Below are 20,214 nucleotides of genomic sequence, written 5' to 3' on the forward strand. Positions count from 1 at the left end.
TGTGGGCGTGTCAGGCCTCGATCAGTTCTTGTCCTTGCCGCGTCGCTTGGGTTCCGGATGCTCAAGCTGCAACACCGATGCCACTTCCACCGCCATGGCTTCGGTAGGGAAAGGCCCGGCAATGTTCTCGCCGTTGGCGCTGTCTACCCACCATTGGCCGTCCTTCGCCTTGTTGATCAAGTACCCGTTGACGCTTTTTGCTGCCGACATCTATCTGCCTCGTTGGCTGGTTCAATCGCGCCATAATAGCGCCAAACGCACCTGACGGGTGCCAATGGGTGTAGGGTGGCTCGATTGCCGACAAATGATAACCGTGCAAGTTGGCCGGTCTCTGCTATCAATAAGGGGCGACGCAGCGATCTGCGCGGATCTGTGCGGAACTAACCGCGCGAATATTTCTCTATGTTGACATCGGTTAGCCAGCGCGGGGCATTGTAAGGTGCCCGCCGCCTGATTAGACTGCGCCGAAACTCGTACACACAGCCCTTTCAAGGACTTATATGATCAAGAAATGCTTGTTCCCAGCAGCCGGTTACGGTACTCGCTTCCTGCCAGCGACTAAAGCCATGCCCAAAGAAATGCTGCCGGTGGTAAACAAGCCACTGATCCAGTACGGCGTCGAAGAAGCACTGGATGCCGGGTTGACCGAAATCTCCATCGTCACCGGTCGCGGCAAGCGCGCCCTGGAAGACCACTTCGACATCAGCTACGAGCTGGAAAACCAGATCAAGGGCACCGACAAGGAAAAATACCTGGTCGGTATCCGCAAGTTGCTCGACAACTGCTCGTTCTCCTACACCCGCCAGACCGAAATGAAAGGCCTGGGCCACGCCATCCTGACCGGTCGCCCACTGATCGGTGACGAACCTTTCGCCGTGGTATTGGCGGACGACTTGTGCGTCAACCTCGAAGGCGACGGCGTACTGACCCAGATGGTCAAACTGTACAAACAGTTCCGCTGCTCGATCGTGGCCATCCAGGAAGTCGATCCGCAAGAAACCAACAAGTACGGCGTTATCGCCGGCGAAATGATCCGCGACGACATCTACCGCGTCCACAGCATGGTTGAAAAACCAAAACCAGAAGATGCGCCGTCGAACCTGGCCATCATCGGTCGCTACATCCTGACCCCGGACATCTTCGACCTGATCGAACAGACCGAGCCAGGCAAAGGCGGCGAAATCCAGATCACCGACGCCCTGATGAAACAAGCCCAGAACGGCTGCGTAATGGCCTACAAGTTCAAGGGCAAGCGTTTCGACTGCGGCGGCGCCGAAGGCTACATCGACGCAACCAACTTCTGCTTCGAGAATTTCTACAAGACTGGCAAGGCTTACTGATAGCGCGTTAGTTGCTTGCATTGAAAAGCCACCTTCGGGTGGCTTTTTCATTTTCCGATTCCATATCGATTGCAACGCTTGCCCAACAGATGACTGCAGGTATGCTGTTGACCTGCCGAGGAGATTGAAAATGGCCTACGATTTTGACCTTTATGTGATTGGTGCCGGTTCCGGCGGTGTGCGGGCTGCTCGATTTTCGGCCGGTTTCGGCGCGAAGGTGGCGGTGGCCGAGAGTCGCTACCTGGGTGGTACTTGTGTGAACGTCGGCTGTGTGCCGAAAAAATTGCTGGTCTACGGCGCGCACTTTGCCGAAGACTTCGAACAGGCGTCCGGTTTCGGCTGGACCCTGGACGAAGCGCAGTTCGATTGGCCGACGCTGATCGCCAACAAGGACCGCGAGATCAATCGCCTGAATGGGATCTACCGCAACCTGCTGGTCAACAGCGGCGTAACGCTGCATGAAGGGCACGCGAAGATCGTCGATCCGCATACTGTCGAGATCAATGGCGAGCGCCACACCGCTAAAAACATCCTGATCGCCACTGGCGGCTGGCCGCAGATTCCGGAGATTCCGGGGCACGAGCATGCGATCAGTTCCAATCAGGCCTTCTTCCTCAAAGAATTGCCCAAGCGCGTGCTGGTAGTTGGCGGTGGTTACATCGCGGTCGAGTTCGCCGGGATCTTCCACGGCTTGGGTGCGCAGACTACGCTGTTGTATCGCGGTGAATTATTCCTGCGTGGCTTCGATGGTGCGGTGCGCAAGCATTTGCAGGAAGAGCTGACCAAGCGCGGCATGGACCTGCAATTCAATGCCGACATCGAGCGCATCGACAAGCAGGCGGATGGCAGCTTGAAAGTCACGCTCAAGGACGGTCGTCAGCTGGAAGCCGATTGCGTGTTCTACGCCACTGGCCGCCGGCCGATGCTGGACAATCTCGGATTGGAAAACACCGCCGTCAAGCTCGACAAGAAAGGCTTTGTTGACGTGGATGAGCTGTACCAGACCGCCGAGCCGTCAATCCTCGCTCTTGGCGACGTGATCGGGCGTGTGCAACTGACACCGGTAGCCCTGGCAGAAGGCATGGCCATTGCGAGACGCCTGTTCAAGCCAGAACAATATCGCCCGTTGGACTACAAGATGATCCCGACGGCGGTGTTCAGCTTGCCGAACATCGGCACCGTCGGCTTGACTGAAGAAGAGGCGCGCGACGCTGGTCACGAGGTGCAGACCTTCGAGAGCCGTTTCCGTCCGATGAAGCTGACCCTGACCGAATGCCAGGAACGTACGCTGATGAAACTGGTGGTAGATACCAAGACCGACAAGGTGTTGGGCTGCCACATGGTCGGGCCGGATGCCGGTGAAATCGTCCAGGGTCTGGCGATCGCCTTGAAGGCCGGCGCCACCAAGCGCCACTTCGACGAAACCATCGGTGTGCACCCGACGGCCGCCGAAGAGTTCGTCACCATGCGTACGCCGGTCGCCTAATCGTCCTTGGCGGCGTCTGCCGCTGCTGCAACGGCGGCGGCCAGACGCTGGCTTTCTTCCAGTTCTGCCTGGGTCTTTGTCAGTTCAATTTCCAGCGCTTTGTTGATCTGCGACTGCTCATCGATGTTCTGTTTTTGCGCCTGGCTTTCCAGTAGCGCCACGCGCAGGCGTTCCTGGAGGAGGGTGCGCTCGGCATCGACGCGGGTGGCTTGTTCCAGTAGCTGGTCCTGACGGTTATTGCTTTGCTTGAGTTGATCCTGCAACAGGCTCAGCTCACGCAATGTCCCACGGTTCTCCGTCAGCAAGCGCTCGTTGTCGCGGTGCAACTGAGTGATTTCATCCTGGCGTACCAGCGCACTTTGCTGCGCCTGGCGTAACTCCATCTGCAATTGCTGCACCTGACCTTCATGGCGGCTGTGTTCCTGCTCGCGCTGTTCCTTGACGGCATTGCGGTAATGCTCCAGCGCGTCACGGGCATGCAGGTGTTTTTCTTCCAGAGAGCGGATCTGCTCATCCTTGTCTTGCAAGCGTAATTCGAAATCAGCCAGTGCCTGATTTAGCCCGGCATTGCGGGTTTGTTCAGTCTGCAGCGTGGCGAGGGTGTCCTGCAGGGCTTCGTGTTCCTGAGTCAACGCCAGGCTCTGGATTTCGTACTGCTCATGGAGTTCGTTATTGGTTTCCTGTGCTTCTGCCAGCTGGGTCTCCAGGGCCTTGCGTTGCTCTTCGAACTGCTCGCGAGCCTGATCAATCGGCTCTTGCGCCTGATCTTTCAAGCGTTGGGCCAGTCGTGTCACCAGCGCCAAAAGCTCATCGTCGATGGGTTCAGCGGGTTCGGCTTCAACACGCTGAGCGCCGTCATCCAACTCTTTGAGATAGCGATGAATCGTGGTTTTTGAACCGGTGTTCCCCATTTCGATACGTACTGCATCGATGCTCGGGTTCTCACCGCGGGCAAGAATCGCCAAACGGGCCGCTTGCACGACTGCCTTATTTACACCGCCACGGGCCATGACTACTCCTACAATTTCGTAATGTGGTACGTACTACCAGAATACACATTGTACCATTCAATTTTGAAAGTTAAATACAAGACGTTTTTAACACGGGATATACTGGTATTACCCCGTGTGATAAGCCATCGACCGGTAATATGCCCGCTGAAACGGTACGTTTTTTGAGATCTGCGCCATGACCGAGCTGGACCGCTACCTGCACGCCGCAACCCGCGATAACACCCGTCGCAGTTATCGGGCGGCCATCGAGCACTTCGAAGTCAGTTGGGGCGGGTTTCTGCCGGCTACCGGCGACAGCGTCGCGCGCTATCTGGTTGCCCATGCCGGTGTGTTGTCGATCAACACACTCAAGTTGCGCTTATCGGCGCTGGCGCAATGGCACAGCAGCCAGGGTTTCGCCGACCCAACCAAGGCACCCGTGGTGCGCAAGGTGTTCAAAGGCATTCGCGCACTGCACCCGGCACAAGAAAAACAGGCGCAACCGCTGCAGCTTCAGCATCTGGAACAAGTGATAGGCTGGCTCGAGCAGGAGGCGGTCGTTGCCAGAACGGCAGGCGATCGTCCCGGTTTGCTGCGTGCGAAGCGCGACAGTGCGCTGATTCTGTTGGGCTTCTGGCGCGGTTTTCGTAGCGACGAGTTGTGCCGCGTGCAGATCGAGCACGTGCAAGCCTCTGCCGGTTCGGGTATCACCTTGTTCCTGCCGCGCAGCAAAAGTGATCGCGAAAATCTCGGCAAGACTTACCAGACACCCGCCCTGCAACGCTTGTGTCCGGTGCAGGCCTACATCGACTGGATCACCGAAGCTGCGCTGGTACGCGGGCCGGTGTTTCGCGGGATTGACCGCTGGGGGCATTTGAGTGAGGAGGGGCTGCACGCCAACAGTGTGATTCCGTTATTGCGACAAGCGCTGGAACGCGCAGGGATTGCCGCCGAGCTCTACACCAGTCACTCGTTGCGTCGCGGTTTTGCTTCCTGGGCGCATCAGGCCGGGTGGGACCTGAAGTCGTTGATGAGCTACGTCGGCTGGAAGGACATGAAGTCGGCCATGCGCTACATCGAGGCCAGTCCGTTCCTGGGCATGACTCGCGTGCCCGAAAAGCCGTTGGCTACTTAAATTCAGATTTCTTCTATTAATAGTGGCGGCTAATAGCTAAAACCCATCAGCAGCATCAAGTTTGCCAATGAGCCTTCTATCGATCGAGTGGGTAAAGTTCTCTCCATCAACTTCTTAACCCCTGACGGAGAGTCAACGATGCCTATCATCAACAGCCAAGTAAAACCGTTCAAAGCTGACGCATTCAAAAACGGCGACTTCGTAAAAGTCTCGGACGCTGACCTGAAAGGCAAGTGGTCTGTCGTATTCTTCTACCCAGCAGACTTCACTTTCGTATGCCCAACCGAGCTGGAAGACCTGGCTGACAACTACGACGCATTCCAGAAACTGGGCGTCGAGATCTATAGCGTTTCCACCGACACTCACTTCGCTCACGCTGCCTGGCACAACACTTCGCCAGCCATCGGCAAAATCCAGTACACCATGATCGGCGACCCGACCCACGCCATCTCCCGCAACTTCGACGTGCTGATCGAAGAAGCAGGCCTGGCTGACCGTGGCACCTTCGTGATCAACCCGGAAGGCCAGATCAAAATCGTTGAACTGAACGATGGCGGTGTAGGCCGTGACGCTTCCGAGCTGCTGCGCAAGATCAAGGCTGCTCAATACGTTGCTGCTCACCCAGGCCAGGTTTGCCCAGCCAAGTGGAAAGAAGGCGAGGCTACTCTGGCTCCGTCCCTGGACCTGGTCGGCAAGATCTAAGTCTGTGACACGCTTCATCAGGGCGGACATCCGCACCTTCTAAGCAAGCTGCACCGCCCAATAAAAACGCCCGGGCGATATTCGCTCGGGCGTTTTTTTGTCTCAAAAATTCAAGGAAATCGCCCGTATGTTGGACACCAATCTTAAAGCCCAGTTGAAATCGTACCTGGAACGGGTCACCCAGCCGATCGAGATCGTTGCATCCCTCGACGACGGTGCGAAATCCCAGGAAATGCTTGAACTGTTGAAAGACGTTGCCAGTCTTTCCAGCCTGATTACTTTGCTCGACAACGGTGACGATGCACGCAAGCCATCGTTCTCGATCAATCGCCCGGGTGCCGATATCAGCCTGCGTTTCGCCGGCATCCCGATGGGCCACGAATTCACGTCCCTGGTGCTGGCCTTGCTGCAAGTCGGCGGCCACCCTTCGAAAGCCAGTGTCGAAGTCATTGAACAAATCCGTTCGATCAAGGGTGAGTTCAGCTTCGAGACTTACTTCTCGCTGTCTTGCCAGAACTGCCCGGACGTTGTCCAGGCGCTGAACCTGATGGCTGTGTTGAACCCGAACATCCGCCACGTCGCGATTGACGGCGCGCTGTTCCAGGCTGAAGTCGATGAGCGCCAGATCATGGCGGTGCCGAGCATCTACCTCAATGGCGTGAACTTCGGTCAGGGCCGCATGGGCCTGGAAGAAATCCTCGCCAAGATCGACACCAGTGGCATCGAGCGCCAAGCCGAGAAGATCAGCGCCAAAGAAGCTTTTGACGTACTGGTTGTCGGCGGTGGCCCGGCCGGTGCTTCGGCGGCGATCTACGCAGCCCGTAAAGGCATTCGTACCGGTGTGGCCGCTGAGCGTTTCGGTGGGCAGGTGCTGGACACCATGGCCATCGAGAACTTCATCTCCGTGCAGGAAACCGAAGGGCCGAAACTGGCCAGCGCCCTCGAAGAACACGTTAAGCAATACGACGTCGATATCATGAACCTGCAGCGCGCAAGCGCGTTGATCCCGGCGAAAAATCCCGGCGAGTTGCATGAAGTCCGCTTCGAAAGCGGTGCCACACTGAAAACCAAGGCGCTGATCCTCGCTACCGGCGCACGCTGGCGCGAAATGGGCGTGCCGGGTGAGCAGGAATACAAAGCCAAAGGCGTTTGTTTCTGCCCGCATTGCGATGGCCCGTTGTTCAAAGGCAAGCGCGTAGCGGTGATCGGCGGCGGTAACTCCGGCGTTGAAGCGGCGATCGATCTGGCGGGCATTGTCAGCCACGTCACGCTGCTGGAGTTCGACAGCAAACTGCGCGCTGATGCGGTGTTGCAACGCAAGTTGTACAGCCTGCCCAACGTCAATGTCATCACCAGTGCACTGACCAGTGAAGTGAAAGGTGACGGCCAGAAGGTCAACGGTCTGGTGTACAAGGATCGCGACTCGGGTGAGTTCCGCACGATCAACCTTGAAGGCATCTTCGTGCAGATCGGTTTGCTGCCGAACACTGACTGGCTCAAAGGCACCGTCGAGCTGTCACCGCGTGGCGAGATCATCGTCGATGCACGTGGCGAGACTTCGCTGCCGGGCGTGTTTGCCGCCGGTGACGTGACGACGGTGCCGTACAAGCAGATCGTGATCGCGGTGGGCGAGGGCGCCAAGGCTTCCCTGAGCGCATTCGACCACTTGATCCGGACCTCAGCCCCGGCGTAAATCCGGACGCTGAAAAAACCAAACCCCATGAGTGATCATGGGGTTTTTTGTATTCGCCTTTCTGTAGGAGCCGGCTTACTGGCGATGGCGATTTCAAGGGCGCCATGGCTGTTGAAGCCAGCTCCTACAGAATGGGGATATGCATCACAGCGGCGCGGGCTGAATGATCTCGACCCAATAGGCATCCGGGTCCTTGATGAACGCCAGGCTCTTCATGCGACCATCAGTCAAGCGCTTCTGGAAGTCGCAGCCCAGTACTTCGAAACGCTCGCACGCAGCGACGATATCCGGCACCGAGATGCAGATGTGGCCGAAACCGCGCGGGTCAGTGTTGCCGTTGTGGTAGGCAAAGTCCGGGTCGTTTTCGGTGCCGTGGTTGTGGGTCAGTTCCAGGATGCCAGGGATCGACTTCATCCACTCGGTGCGTGCAGCGGCGTCGGCCGGGATCTGGGCCTTGTCGACCAGTGCGAGGAAGTACAGGCTGAATTCGGCTTCCGGGAAGTCGCGTTTTTCCACCAGCGAGAAACCCAAAACGCGCGTGTAGAAGTCCAGGGATTTGGTGATGTCCTTGACCCGCAGCATGGTGTGGTTGAAGACGAACTTCTGGGTGGCGGTGTCAGGTTGTGCGGTAACGCCGGGGAAGGTGTTCAATTCTTGCAGGCTCATGGGCCCTCCGGAAAATAAGTGGGGCTGACGATTGGCGACAATGATACGCAAGGGATGCGACATCACCAAACCTAAAGCGTCGGCTATTGCCTGACGATCGGTCGAGGCTCAGACTCCACCGCTCATCTTGTGAGTGTTCAGGGCAATGATTCGAATCGGCAAATCGGTATTCATCTTGATGGGTGTGTTGTGTGCGGTGGCGACTGCTTCCGCCGAAGCGCCGGTGATGACCTGGCCTGCCGGCTGGCAGGTCGAAGAGTTAGAGAAAAGCGAGGCGGCGTCCGGTGTTTCTCGTCAGCGTGCGGTGAAAAACGATCAGGACGGCACGCCAGTCATGGTGATGGAATTGACCATGACGCGGGTTGAAAGTGGACATCAGGTGAACCTGGAAGGCGTGTTGCTCGAAATGCGCAAGTCGGTGCAAAAAGACTTCTTTCAAAGTGGCTATCAAAGTGTCTGCAACCGGATTCATCCGGCAACGTTGAGCCGTTTATCTGCATTGGAATCTACCTGCACCATCACCCAAAACGGACGTCATGTGCTTTCTCAAACTTTGGTCGCCGCCGTGGATGCTGATAAGGCCTATGTTCTTTCCTACGCAGGGCAGGCTGAGGCTTATAAGGCCAGTCAGGATGAAATAGAAACGGTACGAAACGGCTTGAAACTTTAGCTGAAGACTTTGGTGGTTGCAGGCTTTGCACAGCGGGCACTGAAATTTTTAGATACCCAATGGATTAAGCACAAAGTTAGTCGGCAAGTAGCGAGTTGATCGAGACACATCGTTGCATTTAGAGGGTATTGATGAAAAAGCCCTGCATCAGCAGGGCTTTTTTTACAACGCGAATGTTAGCCGCGCAGCCAGGAGTCAACGGTGGAAGCACCGTATTGTTCCTTCCAGGCTTTCAGCCCGCGGTGATTGCCGCCCTTGGTTTCAATCATTTCACCGGTGTGCGGGTTCTGATAAACCTTGACCACGCGAGCGCGGCGGGTTTTAGGTGCAGCGGCCTGTTGCAAGCCGGATTTAGCCGGGTTCGGATCGAGAATGGCGATGATGTCGCGCAGGCTCTTGCCGTAGGTTTTCATCAGCCCCTGGAGCTTTTCTTCGAATTCGATTTCTTTCTTGAGCCCGGCATCGTTCTTCAGGGATTCAAGCTGCTTGAGCTGTTCTTGAAGGGCCTTTTCAGCTGCACGAAATTCAGCGAGTCTGGACAATATCTTTACTCCAATAGTGTGTTTGGCTGATACCAACCGCAAACAAAGCTATAAGCCAAGAGCCTTGAAGCGACTCGGTGATAAGTGGCACACCTGCCAAATTACCGCAGGCATGAAAAATTGTAGTAGTTAATTGACCAAGAGTAAATCATGTCTTTTTCTTCATGTAACAAGAGTAGTCTTTTGAATCAAATTGGTGCGCCTTTTAGTCGTCTCGTCGCATAAGCCCAAGGGTTAATGATCGCTTAATGCACTAATGAATTCCGCGCCAGGCATGGGCCGGCCAAACAGATAGCCTTGCTGGAAGTTAACGTTACGTGCGGTCAGGTAATCACTTTGCTCCTGGGTTTCTACACCTTCTGCAACCATTGACAGCTCCAGCTTGCCGGCAAGTTGGATGATGCTGTCGAGAATATGGCTGGAAGGTGTGTCGATGCCGATCATCGCGACAAAGCTCTGGTCGATTTTCAGGAAGTCGACATTGAACTGGCGCAAATAGCCGAGGCTGGAATGCCCGGTACCGAAATCGTCAATGGCGATCATCACGCCAAGTTCATGCAACTGGTCGAACAGTTGATGAGTGAGTTCAGTGGGTTCAATCAGTTCGCGCTCGGTTAACTCCAGTACCAGGTGAATGGAGCCGGGTGCGAAAGCGCCGAGGAACTGGCGGCAATCCTGAATCAGATCGAGGTTCTGGCAATGGCTGGCAGTGATGTTGATACCGATATGAAAGGGTTCGGCAAACGAAGTGGACAGCGGGCCGAGCAGGGTCGCGGTTTGCTGCATCAAAGAACGGGTCATCGGCACAATCAGCCCGGAATGTTCGGCAAGCGGAATGAACAGGTCCGGACGCACCAGGCCCTCCTTCGGATGATTCCAGCGCATCAATACTTCGATGCCCGAGAGTTTCTTGCTGTCGCCATGCACCACAGCCTGGAAGTAAGGAACGAACTCTGCAGCGTCCAGCGCTCGTTGCATTTCCAGGGTGGGTGAGGTTGAGCGCTTCTGAAGAACATGGCCGATCGCGCCGGAAATGACCCCGAAAAAGATCAGCAAACTGAACAGCGGCGGGTATTCACTGGTCATGTAGCGCCAGGTTTCGCCTTCCGGGAAGCCAGCCGCCACGCTGAAATCATACCGAGTTGATTTGAGCATGCTTTGGGCGACGGGAAAGTCGGGCAGGGGCTCATCGCGAACACGGCCATCGGCGGTTAGCCAGTGACTGCCGACTTGCAGTATCAGGGATGTATGCCTGCCGATCAGGCGCAGTACGTTGCTCAAGTGGTAACCATCCAGCGTCGCCAGCGCACCGCGTTTGCCGTCCTCGAGCCGATAGACCAGCAAGGCAGTATCGGGCGTGACCGGGTTGCCCTTCATCAGAAACAGCCGGCCACCGGCATAGTCGCCGGAGGAGATTATTTCGTGATAGTCGCCAAACAGGGAGCTGCAATAAATAGTGTCGGCCCACATCAGGTTGGTCGAGCGCACGAAGGGACGTCGGGTGACTTGCTCGCGTAGCGCGAGGTTGACGTCCAGGCAACTTTGCCCTGCCATTGGCAACAACTCGCGCGCCGCCTGAGCCGTGTTGTCGAGCATCAGTTCAAATTGGCGAATGGCTTCTTCGGCGGTTTCTTGTGCATTCTGTTCGAGTGCCCGCCCGGCCTGCATGTAGAGGATGAAAGAACCCAACATTACCGGAAGCAAGCCACTGAGCAAGGTCACCGCAACCTTGAGTCTGCGTTTTCGGGGTTTGGTTTTTAGTGGCATTCGTAGAACCCGTAGCGATGAAATGGAGCTCTCAAATGCTGGCAGGGCCAAATGCCTTCCAAAAAGAGTTCAGGTACGAGCCATGATAGTTCGCGTATGGCCATTGTGCCGTTCAACGGTAATCCGGTCGTTCAGCCTGTTTGATGAAGGCCAGCGTTGTCGGTGAGGCATGGCGCTGGTCGAGCGCGGTCAGGCTGCGCTGGTGCTGGGCGTGCAACTTACACTGGCCAAGTATTTGGGGGAAAGGCCGATTCTGGTCTGGATATGTCTGTGCAACAAACCCCTTGCACGTGCGGGAAAAAGGCGGATTTTATAGAGAGGGCGGACAAACTGATTTACGCTGTGTAGAATCAGGTTACGCATACAAGAATAATCGTCTTCTGGCAGCAGAAGCCTCGCCCGCAATAGCCTTGGGTCGACAATGAAGATATTTGGGTTTCAATTGATCTACGGTGATTTCCTCGCCCGCAGCGTGCGAGGCATCTCGTGCGCGCCACCCACCGGTCTCAGCATTGCTAGCAACTAACGTTTGTTAATTCTAAAAGCATGATGAGGCGCCAACCATGGCAGATTTATACGAAAACCCGATGGGCCTGATGGGCTTTGAATTCATCGAGCTCGCATCGCCGACCCCGAATACCCTGGAGCCGATCTTCGAGATCATGGGCTTCACCAAGGTCGCGACCCACCGTTCCAAAGACGTGCACCTGTACCGTCAGGGCGCGATCAACCTGATCCTTAATAACGAACCCAACAGCGTTGCTTCGTACTTCGCGGCCGAGCACGGTCCGTCGGTGTGCGGCATGGCGTTCCGCGTCAAGGATTCGCAAAAAGCCTACAAGCGTGCGTTGGAACTGGGCGCCCAGCCTATCCACATCGAAACCGGTCCGATGGAACTGAACCTGCCGGCAATCAAAGGCATTGGTGGTGCGCCGCTGTACCTGATCGACCGTTTCGGTGAAGGCAGCTCGATCTACGACATCGACTTCGTGTTCATCGAAGGCGTCGACCGTCACCCAGTCGGTGCCGGCCTGAAGATCATCGACCACCTGACCCACAACGTGTATCGCGGTCGCATGGCCTACTGGGCGAACTTCTACGAGAAGCTGTTCAACTTCCGTGAAATCCGTTACTTCGACATCAAGGGCGAATACACCGGCCTGACTTCCAAGGCGATGACCGCACCGGACGGTATGATCCGCATCCCGCTGAACGAAGAATCGTCCAAGGGCGCCGGGCAGATCGAAGAGTTCCTGATGCAGTTCAACGGCGAGGGCATCCAGCACGTTGCGTTCCTGTCCGATGACTTGCTCAAGACCTGGGATCACCTGAAGAGCATCGGCATGCGCTTCATGACCGCGCCGCCGGACACTTACTACGAAATGCTCGAAGGCCGTTTGCCAAATCACGGCGAGCCGGTGGGCGAACTGCAAGCGCGTGGCATTTTGCTGGACGGTTCGTCCGAGTCGGGTGACAAGCGTCTGCTGTTGCAGATCTTCTCGGAAACCCTGATGGGCCCGGTGTTCTTCGAGTTCATCCAGCGCAAGGGCGATGACGGCTTCGGCGAAGGCAACTTCAAGGCGCTGTTCGAATCGATCGAGCGTGATCAGGTGCGTCGTGGCGTTCTCTCCACCGACTAAACCATTACACCGATAAAAACTGTGGGAGCTAGCCTGCTAGCGATAGCGGAGTGTCAGCCAGCATTGTTGTTGCTGGTACACCGCCATCGCTAGCAGGCTAGCTCCCACATTTGTTTTGTGTTGGGTTTAAGGCCTGCGCTGTCGCATCAAATGCTTGAACCCTTCAAACACCAACACCAGCACCGCCATCCAGATCGGGATATAGGTCAGCCATTCGGTCGGCTTGATGCTTTCGCCCAGCAACAATGCCACGCCCAGCAACAGCACCGGTTCAACATAGCTCAACAACCCGAACAGGCTGAACGGCAGCAAGCGGCTGGCGATGATGTAGACCACCAAGGCCGACGCACTGATCAAGCCCAGCAGCGGGATCAGCCACGTCAGCGCCGGATGCTGATCGAACACGCCAAAGCCTTGTTCACCGCCGTGCACGAACCAGTAGGCAATCGGAAGCATCAGGGTCATGTCCAGCCAGAGCCCGCCGAGGTTGTCGGCTTTCAGCCATTTGCGCAGCACGAAATACAACGGATAGCCGACCACCACCAGCAGCGTGGCCCAGGAAAAACCGCCGACCTGATACAGCTCATTGATCACGCCCAGCGTGGCGAAAAACACCGCGACTTTTTGCAGGTACGACAGGCGTTCACCGTAGGCGATGCGCCCGGTCAGCACCATGGCCAGCGGTAACAGGAAATACCCAAGCGACACATCGAGGCTGTAGCCGTTGAGCGGCGCCCACATGAACAGCCAGAGCTGTACGCCCAAGAGCGCCGAAGAGAGCAGCAAGCCGGCGATCAACTTGGGTTGCGCGCCGATGCGCCGTATCAGGTCGACCGCGCGCCGCCATTCCCCGGACACCAGCATGAACACGGTCATGCAGGGCACGGTCAGCAGCATGCGCCAGCCAAAAATTTCCACGCCGCTCAAAGGTGTGAGCAGCGACGTGTAGTAATACATGACGGCAAACAGCACTGAGGCTGAAACCGATAGAGCGATACCTTTAGACAAACTGTCCTCGCGTGATTTTGAGTGAGTGTGAAACGGGCGCAGAGGATACGTGTTTTTTCAGCCGGACATTGACCGATCAATCAATAAATAACCTGTGGGAGCTGGCTTGCCAGCGATAGCGGTCTATCAGCCAACCTCGGCTTTGAATGTGCAACCGCCATCGCTGGCAAGCCAGCGCCTACAGGGTACATAAGCCGTCAGGCAGTACGCGGTTTACGGCCCGAAACGAAGTGGCTCACGTCATTGAAACCCGGTGTCGAGGCATGCCCCGGTGTCACCAGCGAATCGATGAAGGCTTCATCTTCAGCCGTGATCTTCACCGCTTGTGCCTTAGTGTAGGCGTCCCATTGTGCTTCGGTGCGCGGGCCGACAATGGCGGAGGTGACGGCGGCGTTGTTCAGCACCCAGGCGATCGCGAACTCGACGATGCCGACGCCGCGCTCCTGAGTGTATTGCTGGATCTGCCGGGCGATGTGCAGCGACTCCACACGCCATTCAGTTTCCAGAATTCGCTTGTCGGCGCGGCCGGCTCGGCTGTCGGCATCGGGTTTTGCATCCGGCGCATACTTGCCGCTGAGCACGCCGCGCGCCAAGGGGCTGTAAGGCACCACACCGAGACCATAATTCTGTGCCGCAGTGATCTGCTCGGTTTCGGCCTGGCGATTGACGATGTTGTACAGCGGCTGGCTGATCACTGGCCGGTCGATGCCCAGTTTGTCGGCGATGCGAATCACCTCGGCAATGCGCCAACCGCGATAATTCGACAAGCCCCAATAGCGGATTTTGCCCTGGCGAATCAGGTCGCCAATGGCCGATACAGTGACGTCCAGCGGCGTGTTGTGGTCTTCGCGGTGCAGGTAGTAGAGGTCGAGATAGTCAGTGCCCAGGCGCGTCAGGCTGGCGTTGATGCCATTGAAGATGTGCTTGCGGCTCAGACCGCTGCGGTTCGGCACGCCGTCCACCGGGCCGAAGCCGACCTTGGTCGCCAGCACCCATTCGTGGCGGCGGCTGGCGATGGCCTCACCGACGATTTCTTCGGAGCGACCGTTGGTGTAGACGTCGGCGGTGTCGATGAAATTGATGCCCTGGTCCCAGGCCTTGTCGATGATCCGCAGGGAATCTTCGGTGCTGGTCTGTTCGCCGAACATCATGGTGCCCAGGGTCAGCGTAGATACTTGCAGGCCCGAATGACCCAGTGTGCGGTAGCTCATGAGGAAATCCTTTTGCCGGAGGGAAAGGCTCAATCAAATACCAGAACCACCGCCGGGAGCAAACGCAAATCTCAAACACACGCACGAAACAACTGTGGGAGCCTGCTAGCTCCCACAGGGGATTTGCTGTGCTTAGACGCGCAGGGTGCGGGTCATGCGCAACGCCAGCAAGCTACCGCAGACAATCACACCCGCCAGCAGGTACAACGCCGCATCGGTCGAGCCGGTGCTGTCCTTGACCCAACCCACCAGGTACGGGCTGAGGAAACCCGCCATCTGCCCCATGGAGTTGATCAGCGCCAGACCACCCGCCGCAGCGCCCGCACTGAGCAACGCGGTCGGCACCGGCCAGAACATCGGCAGGCCGGTGAGGGCGCCCATGGTGGCGATGGTCAAGCCAAGGATGGCGATGGCCGGGTTGGCGGCGAAGTTCACGGCGATCAGCAGCCCCAGCGCGCCCATCAGCATCGGCACTACCAAGTGCCAGCGGCGTTCTTTGTGCAAGTCTGCCGAGCGGCCCACGAACAACATGAACAGCGCAGCGAGCAGATACGGAATCGCACTCAACCAGCCAATCACCAGGTTATCGCTGAAGCCCAGGTTCTTGATGATCGACGGCAGCCAGAAGTTGATCGCGTAGACGCCGCTCTGAATGCAGAAGTAGATCAGGCCGAACGCCCAGATCGCCGGGTTCTTGAACACCGCCAGCAGGGAATCCGTGGTGGTTTTCGGTTTGTTGGCCAGGTCATCGGCGTGGTCCGCTTCGAGCACTGAGCGCTCGAACGGGGTCAGCCATTTGGCATTGGCGTAGCTGTCGCTGAGCAGGAAATACGCCAGTGCACCGAGGATCACGGTCGGAATGCCTTGCAGCAAAAACATCCACTGCCAACCGGCCAAACCGCCCTGGCCTGCGGCGAAGTGATTGAGAATCCAGCCAGAGAACGGACTGCCGAGCAGGCCCGACACCGGGATCGCCGACATGAACAGCGCCATGATGCGGCCACGGCGGAAGGTGGGGAACCACTGGGAAAGATAGAGCACCACGCCCGGGAAGAACCCGGCTTCGGCCGCGCCGGTGAACAGGCGCAAGGTGTAGAACCCGGTCGGGGTGGTGACGAACAGCAGGCAGGTCGACAGCGTGCCCCAAGTGATCATCATCAGCGCGATCCAGCGTCGTGGGCCGAATCTGGTCAGGGCGAGGTTGCTCGGCACGCCGCACAGCACGTAGCCAATAAAGAAAATCCCGGCACCGAGGCCGTACACGGTTTCGCTGAATTTCAGCGCGTCGAGCATCTGCAGCTTGGCAAATCCAACGTTCACCCGGTCGAGGTAGTTGAACAGGTAGCAGATGAAAATGAAGGGGATCAAACGCAGGGTAATGCGTTTGTAGACGGCGTTTTTCTCGTCAACGATGGCCTGGGTAGCGGCGGCGCTCTGTGACATGGCGGCTCTCTCTTTATTATGATTTTTTGCGATGCAAAGGGTAACGTTGATCGCCCGGAGAGTCTCGACCACCCTCGGGGCTGCTGTCTTTGTGCCTGAGCACAGGGTTTGCTACCAAGGCCTGTGCGGGTGAACAACCGCGTGGCCCTCACGCTTTCAAGGATCACCGTTATGTTCGAACTCGATCACGACTTGGCCCAGGACATCGTCGACCGCGCGATGGCCATCCTGCCGTACAACGTCAACGTCATGGACAGTCAGGGGCTGATTCTCGGCAGCGGCGAACCGGAGCGGGTCAACACCCGCCACGAAGGCGCGCAACTGGTATTGGCCAATGGCCGCGTGGTGGAGATCGATGCGCAAACCGCGGTTCACCTCAAAGGCGTGCAGCCCGGGATCAACCTGCCACTGATGCTCGACCAGCGCTTGATCGGCGTGCTCGGCATCACTGGCGAACCCGAGCAGTTACGCACCTACGCCGAACTGGTGCGCATGACCGCCGAGATGCTGGTGGGCCAGCGCAACCTTCAAGCCGAGCAGCATTGGCGACGCCAGCGTTGCGACGACCTGCTGGCGTTGCTGCTCAGTGACGCCGGCAGTTCACCGCGGTTGATCGACGAAGCGCAACAGCTCGGCCTCAAACCGCAAATGACGCGGGTGCCGTACCTGTTTGAATTGGGCATGGAACACGGGCCGGGGCATACCGTCGAGGCACTCAGCGCCTGGCTCACTTCGCGCTACCCGGACAGTTGGTGCGTGAGTTCAGCCAAGTCCTCGCTGCTGTGGTGTCGACCGGCCAACCAGTCCATCGAAAATGATCGGCTGCTGGAAAAGCTCGACGGTTTGGGCTGGAACATCCTGCGCATTGCCGTGGGCGGGCAGGCCGACGGGCTCACAGGATTGCGCCGTTGTTACCGTCGGGTCAGCGACTTGCTGGCCTACGGGCGTGACGTCCTGCCCCAATCGCGCTTATTGACGCTGACCCGTTATCGATTGCCCGTGATGCTCTGGCGACATCGCAACGACGATGCGCTGGACGAGTTGCTCAACCCACTGCGCAAAGTCATCGCCAAGGACAACAACGGCCAGTTGCTGGCGACCTTGCGCAGTTGGTGCGAACACGACGGCCAGAGCCAGGCCTGCGCTGATGCCTTGGGCATTCATCGCAACAGTTTGCGCTATCGGATGGAGCGCGTTGCCGAACTCAGCGGCGTTGATCCGTTGAAGCTGGACGGCATGCTGGCGTTGTATCTCGGCGTTCAACTATTACCCCAGAGCTGAACACGATCCCGGGCGTGTGAATACGGCTTTTTGTGGAAATGAACAATAATCCTCTGTGCGGCTTGTGCAGCGGACAGGCGTTATTGTTCGGGCCTGCTGGCAGCATGATCTCCATAACAACCGGAGAGTACCCATGAAAATCGTCATCGCCCCCGACTCGTTCAAGGACAGCCTGAGTGCCCAAGGCGTTGCTGATGCTATCGCCCTTGGACTCGCCGACGTCTGGCCCGATGCGCAGTTGATCAAATGCCCGATGGCTGACGGCGGGGAGGGGACGGTCGAGTCGGTGCTGGCGGCCTGTCATGGCGAACTGCGCCGCACTGGAGTTCGCGGGCCATTAGGCGCGCCGGTCAATGCCGCCTGGGGCTGGTTGCCCGACAGCCACACCGCGATCATCGAAATGGCCGAGGCCAGCGGTTTGCAATTGGTCCCGGTGGGGCAGCGTGATGCGTGCATCAGCAGTACCTTCGGCACCGGTGAGCTGATTCGCGCGGCGCTGGATGCCGGCGCGCAACGGGTGATTCTGGCCATCGGTGGCAGTGCGACCAATGATGGTGGCGCCGGTGCGATGCAGGCATTGGGCGTGAAGCTGCTGGATGCACAAGGTGAGCCTTTGGCGCCGGGCGGCTTGGCGCTGGCGCAATTGGCGCGCATTGATCTCAGCGAGTTCGACCCTCGTTTGGCCGACGTGCGTTTCGACATCGCGGCCGATGTGAACAATCCACTGTGCGGCACTCACGGCGCCTCGGCGATATTTGGTCCGCAAAAAGGTGCATCGCCCGAGCAGGTTCAGCAACTGGATCTGGCGCTGGGGCACTTCGCCGATCACTGCGCCAAGGTGTTGGAAAAAGACCTGCGCGATGAACCCGGCAGCGGTGCGGCGGGTGGTTTGGGCTTTGGCGCCAAGGCGTTCCTGGGGGCGCAGTTCAAGGCCGGGGTTGAGGTGGTTGCCGAGCTGGTGGGCCTGGCGGACGCGGTTGAAAATGCTGATCTGGTGATCACCGGCGAAGGGCGTTTCGACGCACAAACCCTGCGCGGCAAGACACCGTTCGGTGTCGCGCGCATTGCTCAACTGCGCGGCGTGCCGGTCATCGTTATCGCCGGTACGTTGGGCGAGGGCTATCAGGCGTTGTATGCGCATGGCATCGACGCCGCGTTCGCCCTGGCGAGCGGTCCGATGACGCTGGAACAGGCGTGTGCCGAGGCGCCGCGCCTGTTGCGTGAGCGAGCCACGGACATTGCTCGAGTCTGGCAAGTGGCTGTCCGCCAACGCTGACTCACCTGTGGCGAGGGCGCTTGCTCCCGTCGGGATGCGAAGCGGCCCTAAAAAGCGGCGGCTGCTGCGCAACCGAGGGGGAGCAAGCTCCCTCGCCACAGAGGTTCCCTTAACAGGGACTATTCAGGTGGATCAATCTTATCCAGCATGCGGTTGGCCGTGATCTCCGCCAGCATCACGCTGTTGGAAATGCCCAGTAGTGCATTGCGTGAGCCGCCGTCCAGATGATCGACCAACTGATGGACCATCACGTCCACCGAAGCCAGCGTTTCCACCAGATACACCATCAGCGTTTCGGTGGAGGCTTGCGGGTCGACGGTGAACAGGGTGCTGACCTTACGCGGCGTGGCTTTGATGTCGGCGGTCGAGGGGAAGTGGAAATTGAGGGCGCGCTCGGCGGCTTCGTTGAGTTTTGTGGAGTCGGGTTCGTACGGGGAGGTTGGATCGGTGTCAGGCGGGTTTGGCGTTACTTTGGACATAAGCTTGCTTCCCTGATTGGGGTGCCAACCCTCTTGCTGCTAAACGAGAAGGAGGCAACTGTGCGCAGGTTAGCAGACCGGGGAAGCTAGCAAAGCCGGCGCGCCCGAAGGCTCCCTGCGCACAGCCACAATCAAGTGCAGGCATGGAAATACCTGACTGACAGGCGCTTGTGCGCCTTGGTTACAACCCCAGGCTGCTAAACCCGATCACTGATGAGCAGTGACACGAATCAAGTTACCGATGGCCCCCAAAGCGCACAAGCCGGCGGATTCTGGCGTGCCCGTAGGCAACGGCGCAAAGTCTTGTGGCTTTCCGGAAGTGTCCTTAAACGCTGTTAAACGGCGGCGTCGCATCGCCCTTGGCACGCAAAAAAAGTGGCGCTACCTGTCAACTTTGACAGTTACGCACTTTGATAAAACACGGTTTACTCCTCCCAAGCGCAGAACGACGGGATGCGTTTGGGTAGTGCCCCGTAGTATTCGGTCTGCTTTTCCGGCCCAAGCACCATGGCAATCCATGGCGCCAGGTGTTGAATGCGGAGAGCGACAACATGGCAGGTTCAGATAAAAAAGAGCAGCAGCTTGCGGCAGGCCAATCCACTTCCGGTGGGACAGAGCCGCTGGACGTCCAAGAGCCGGACGTGAGGTCTGTTGTGATTGACCGGGACGCCACTGGGCTTATTCCCAGGGAAAAACTCAATACCAATCAAATCATCACCCTTGCCGAGTGGTTCGGCAGCTTTCCGCCCGCCGGTAGAACAGATAAATACAGACTGCAAATCGCCCGCAAGGGCAGTAGCAGTGGCTGGGTCAAGTTCCTTCGGATTAGTCCTACATACCGGTTGAATCCAGATCTATAGCCTGCGGCGCTTTCGATCTTTGC

At 57.8% G+C, this 20,214-nt stretch carries 19 protein-coding genes; 10 read left to right on the forward strand and 9 right to left on the reverse strand.

Annotation, left to right across the window (positions count from 1 at the left end; genetic code table 11):
- Positions 1–21 precede the first annotated feature (21 nt).
- The gene (locus M5G20_RS05630) at positions 22–210 is read right to left on the reverse strand and encodes a hypothetical protein (RefSeq protein WP_075944691.1); all 189 of its coding nucleotides are present in this window, start codon (positions 208–210) and stop codon (positions 22–24) included.
- A gap of 290 nt (positions 211–500) precedes the next feature.
- Here M5G20_RS05630 and galU point away from each other — a divergent pair, with 290 nt between their 5' ends.
- Together galU and gorA are read left to right on the forward strand one after the other, a co-directional pair.
- Positions 501–1,340 carry a UTP--glucose-1-phosphate uridylyltransferase GalU gene (galU, locus tag M5G20_RS05635; protein WP_008065368.1) on the forward strand — a complete coding sequence of 280 codons (840 nt, stop codon included), beginning with the start codon at positions 501–503 and terminating at the stop codon, positions 1,338–1,340.
- A gap of 130 nt (positions 1,341–1,470) precedes the next feature.
- Positions 1,471–2,826, forward strand: coding sequence for a glutathione-disulfide reductase (gene gorA, locus M5G20_RS05640; protein ID WP_273918290.1), 1,356 nt, complete (start codon positions 1,471–1,473; stop codon positions 2,824–2,826).
- On the opposite strand, the gene M5G20_RS05645 is transcribed toward gorA, so the two are convergent.
- On the reverse strand, positions 2,823–3,836 hold the full coding sequence (locus tag M5G20_RS05645; RefSeq protein WP_273918291.1) for a DNA-binding protein: 1,014 nt from the start codon (positions 3,834–3,836) through the stop codon (positions 2,823–2,825). The two genes, gorA and M5G20_RS05645, sit on opposite strands and share 4 nt — an antisense overlap.
- Before the next feature lie 178 nt (positions 3,837–4,014).
- On the opposite strand from M5G20_RS05645, the gene M5G20_RS05650 reads away from it, so the two are divergent.
- The 3 genes from M5G20_RS05650 (at position 4,015) to ahpF (ending at position 7,348) form a co-directional block, all read left to right on the forward strand.
- Positions 4,015–4,953 carry a site-specific integrase gene (locus M5G20_RS05650; protein ID WP_273918292.1) on the forward strand — a complete coding sequence of 313 codons (939 nt, stop codon included), beginning with the start codon at positions 4,015–4,017 and terminating at the stop codon, positions 4,951–4,953.
- Between the two features lie 138 nt (positions 4,954–5,091).
- On the forward strand, positions 5,092–5,655 hold the full coding sequence (gene ahpC / locus M5G20_RS05655; protein ID WP_007975937.1) for an alkyl hydroperoxide reductase subunit C: 564 nt from the start codon (positions 5,092–5,094) through the stop codon (positions 5,653–5,655).
- 127 nt (positions 5,656–5,782) lie between these two features.
- Positions 5,783–7,348 (forward strand): alkyl hydroperoxide reductase subunit F, encoded by a 1,566-nt coding sequence (ahpF, locus tag M5G20_RS05660; protein ID WP_273918293.1) that lies wholly within the window; start codon positions 5,783–5,785, stop codon positions 7,346–7,348.
- Between the two features lie 144 nt (positions 7,349–7,492).
- Here ahpF and gloA read toward each other — a convergent pair whose 3' ends face one another.
- Complete coding sequence (gene gloA, locus M5G20_RS05665) at positions 7,493–8,014, reverse strand: lactoylglutathione lyase (protein WP_273918294.1); 522 nt, start codon at positions 8,012–8,014, stop codon at positions 7,493–7,495.
- A gap of 145 nt (positions 8,015–8,159) precedes the next feature.
- Between gloA and M5G20_RS05670 the strand changes: the two genes are divergently transcribed.
- A complete protein-coding gene (locus M5G20_RS05670) occupies positions 8,160–8,684 on the forward strand; it encodes a DUF4946 domain-containing protein (protein WP_273918295.1) in 525 nt (174 codons plus the stop codon).
- Positions 8,685–8,860: 176 nt separating this feature from the next.
- Here M5G20_RS05670 and M5G20_RS05675 read toward each other — a convergent pair whose 3' ends face one another.
- Positions 8,861–9,226, reverse strand: a complete 366-nt coding sequence (locus M5G20_RS05675; protein WP_273918296.1) for a histone-like nucleoid-structuring protein, MvaT/MvaU family — start codon at positions 9,224–9,226, stop codon at positions 8,861–8,863.
- 234 nt (positions 9,227–9,460) lie between these two features.
- Complete coding sequence (locus M5G20_RS05680) at positions 9,461–10,993, reverse strand: EAL domain-containing protein (RefSeq protein ID WP_273918297.1); 1,533 nt, start codon at positions 10,991–10,993, stop codon at positions 9,461–9,463.
- Between the two features lie 563 nt (positions 10,994–11,556).
- Between M5G20_RS05680 and hppD the strand changes: the two genes are divergently transcribed.
- Entirely contained in the window at positions 11,557–12,633 is a 1,077-nt protein-coding gene (hppD, locus tag M5G20_RS05685) for a 4-hydroxyphenylpyruvate dioxygenase (protein ID WP_273918298.1), read from the forward strand.
- Between the two features lie 126 nt (positions 12,634–12,759).
- On the opposite strand, the gene rarD is transcribed toward hppD, so the two are convergent.
- The 3 genes from rarD to M5G20_RS05700 form a co-directional block, all read right to left on the reverse strand.
- Entirely contained in the window at positions 12,760–13,641 is an 882-nt protein-coding gene (gene rarD / locus M5G20_RS05690) for an EamA family transporter RarD (protein WP_273918299.1), read from the reverse strand.
- A 197-nt stretch (positions 13,642–13,838) separates the two neighbouring features.
- Positions 13,839–14,852, reverse strand: a complete 1,014-nt coding sequence (locus M5G20_RS05695; protein ID WP_273918300.1) for an aldo/keto reductase — start codon at positions 14,850–14,852, stop codon at positions 13,839–13,841.
- Positions 14,853–14,984: 132 nt separating this feature from the next.
- On the reverse strand, positions 14,985–16,295 hold the full coding sequence (locus M5G20_RS05700) for an MFS transporter (RefSeq protein WP_273918301.1): 1,311 nt from the start codon (positions 16,293–16,295) through the stop codon (positions 14,985–14,987).
- A 171-nt stretch (positions 16,296–16,466) separates the two neighbouring features.
- Between M5G20_RS05700 and M5G20_RS05705 the strand changes: the two genes are divergently transcribed.
- Together M5G20_RS05705 and M5G20_RS05710 are read left to right on the forward strand one after the other, a co-directional pair.
- The gene (locus M5G20_RS05705; RefSeq protein WP_273918302.1) at positions 16,467–17,576 is read left to right on the forward strand and encodes a sugar diacid recognition domain-containing protein; all 1,110 of its coding nucleotides are present in this window, start codon (positions 16,467–16,469) and stop codon (positions 17,574–17,576) included.
- 133 nt (positions 17,577–17,709) lie between these two features.
- Positions 17,710–18,852, forward strand: coding sequence for a glycerate kinase (locus M5G20_RS05710; protein ID WP_273918303.1), 1,143 nt, complete (start codon positions 17,710–17,712; stop codon positions 18,850–18,852).
- A gap of 119 nt (positions 18,853–18,971) precedes the next feature.
- Here the strand turns inward: M5G20_RS05710 and M5G20_RS05715 are convergent, their stop codons facing one another.
- Positions 18,972–19,331 (reverse strand): DUF6124 family protein, encoded by a 360-nt coding sequence (locus M5G20_RS05715; protein WP_150733112.1) that lies wholly within the window; start codon positions 19,329–19,331, stop codon positions 18,972–18,974.
- A 551-nt stretch (positions 19,332–19,882) separates the two neighbouring features.
- On the opposite strand from M5G20_RS05715, the gene M5G20_RS05720 reads away from it, so the two are divergent.
- Positions 19,883–20,191: a hypothetical protein gene (locus M5G20_RS05720; protein WP_273918304.1), complete on the forward strand. Its 309-nt coding sequence runs from the start codon at positions 19,883–19,885 to the stop codon at positions 20,189–20,191.
- Positions 20,192–20,214 lie beyond the last annotated feature (23 nt).

Source organism: Pseudomonas sp. TNT2022 ID1044, assembly GCF_028656895.1.
In the GTDB taxonomy this organism is placed as follows: domain Bacteria; phylum Pseudomonadota; class Gammaproteobacteria; order Pseudomonadales; family Pseudomonadaceae; genus Aquipseudomonas; species Aquipseudomonas reinekei.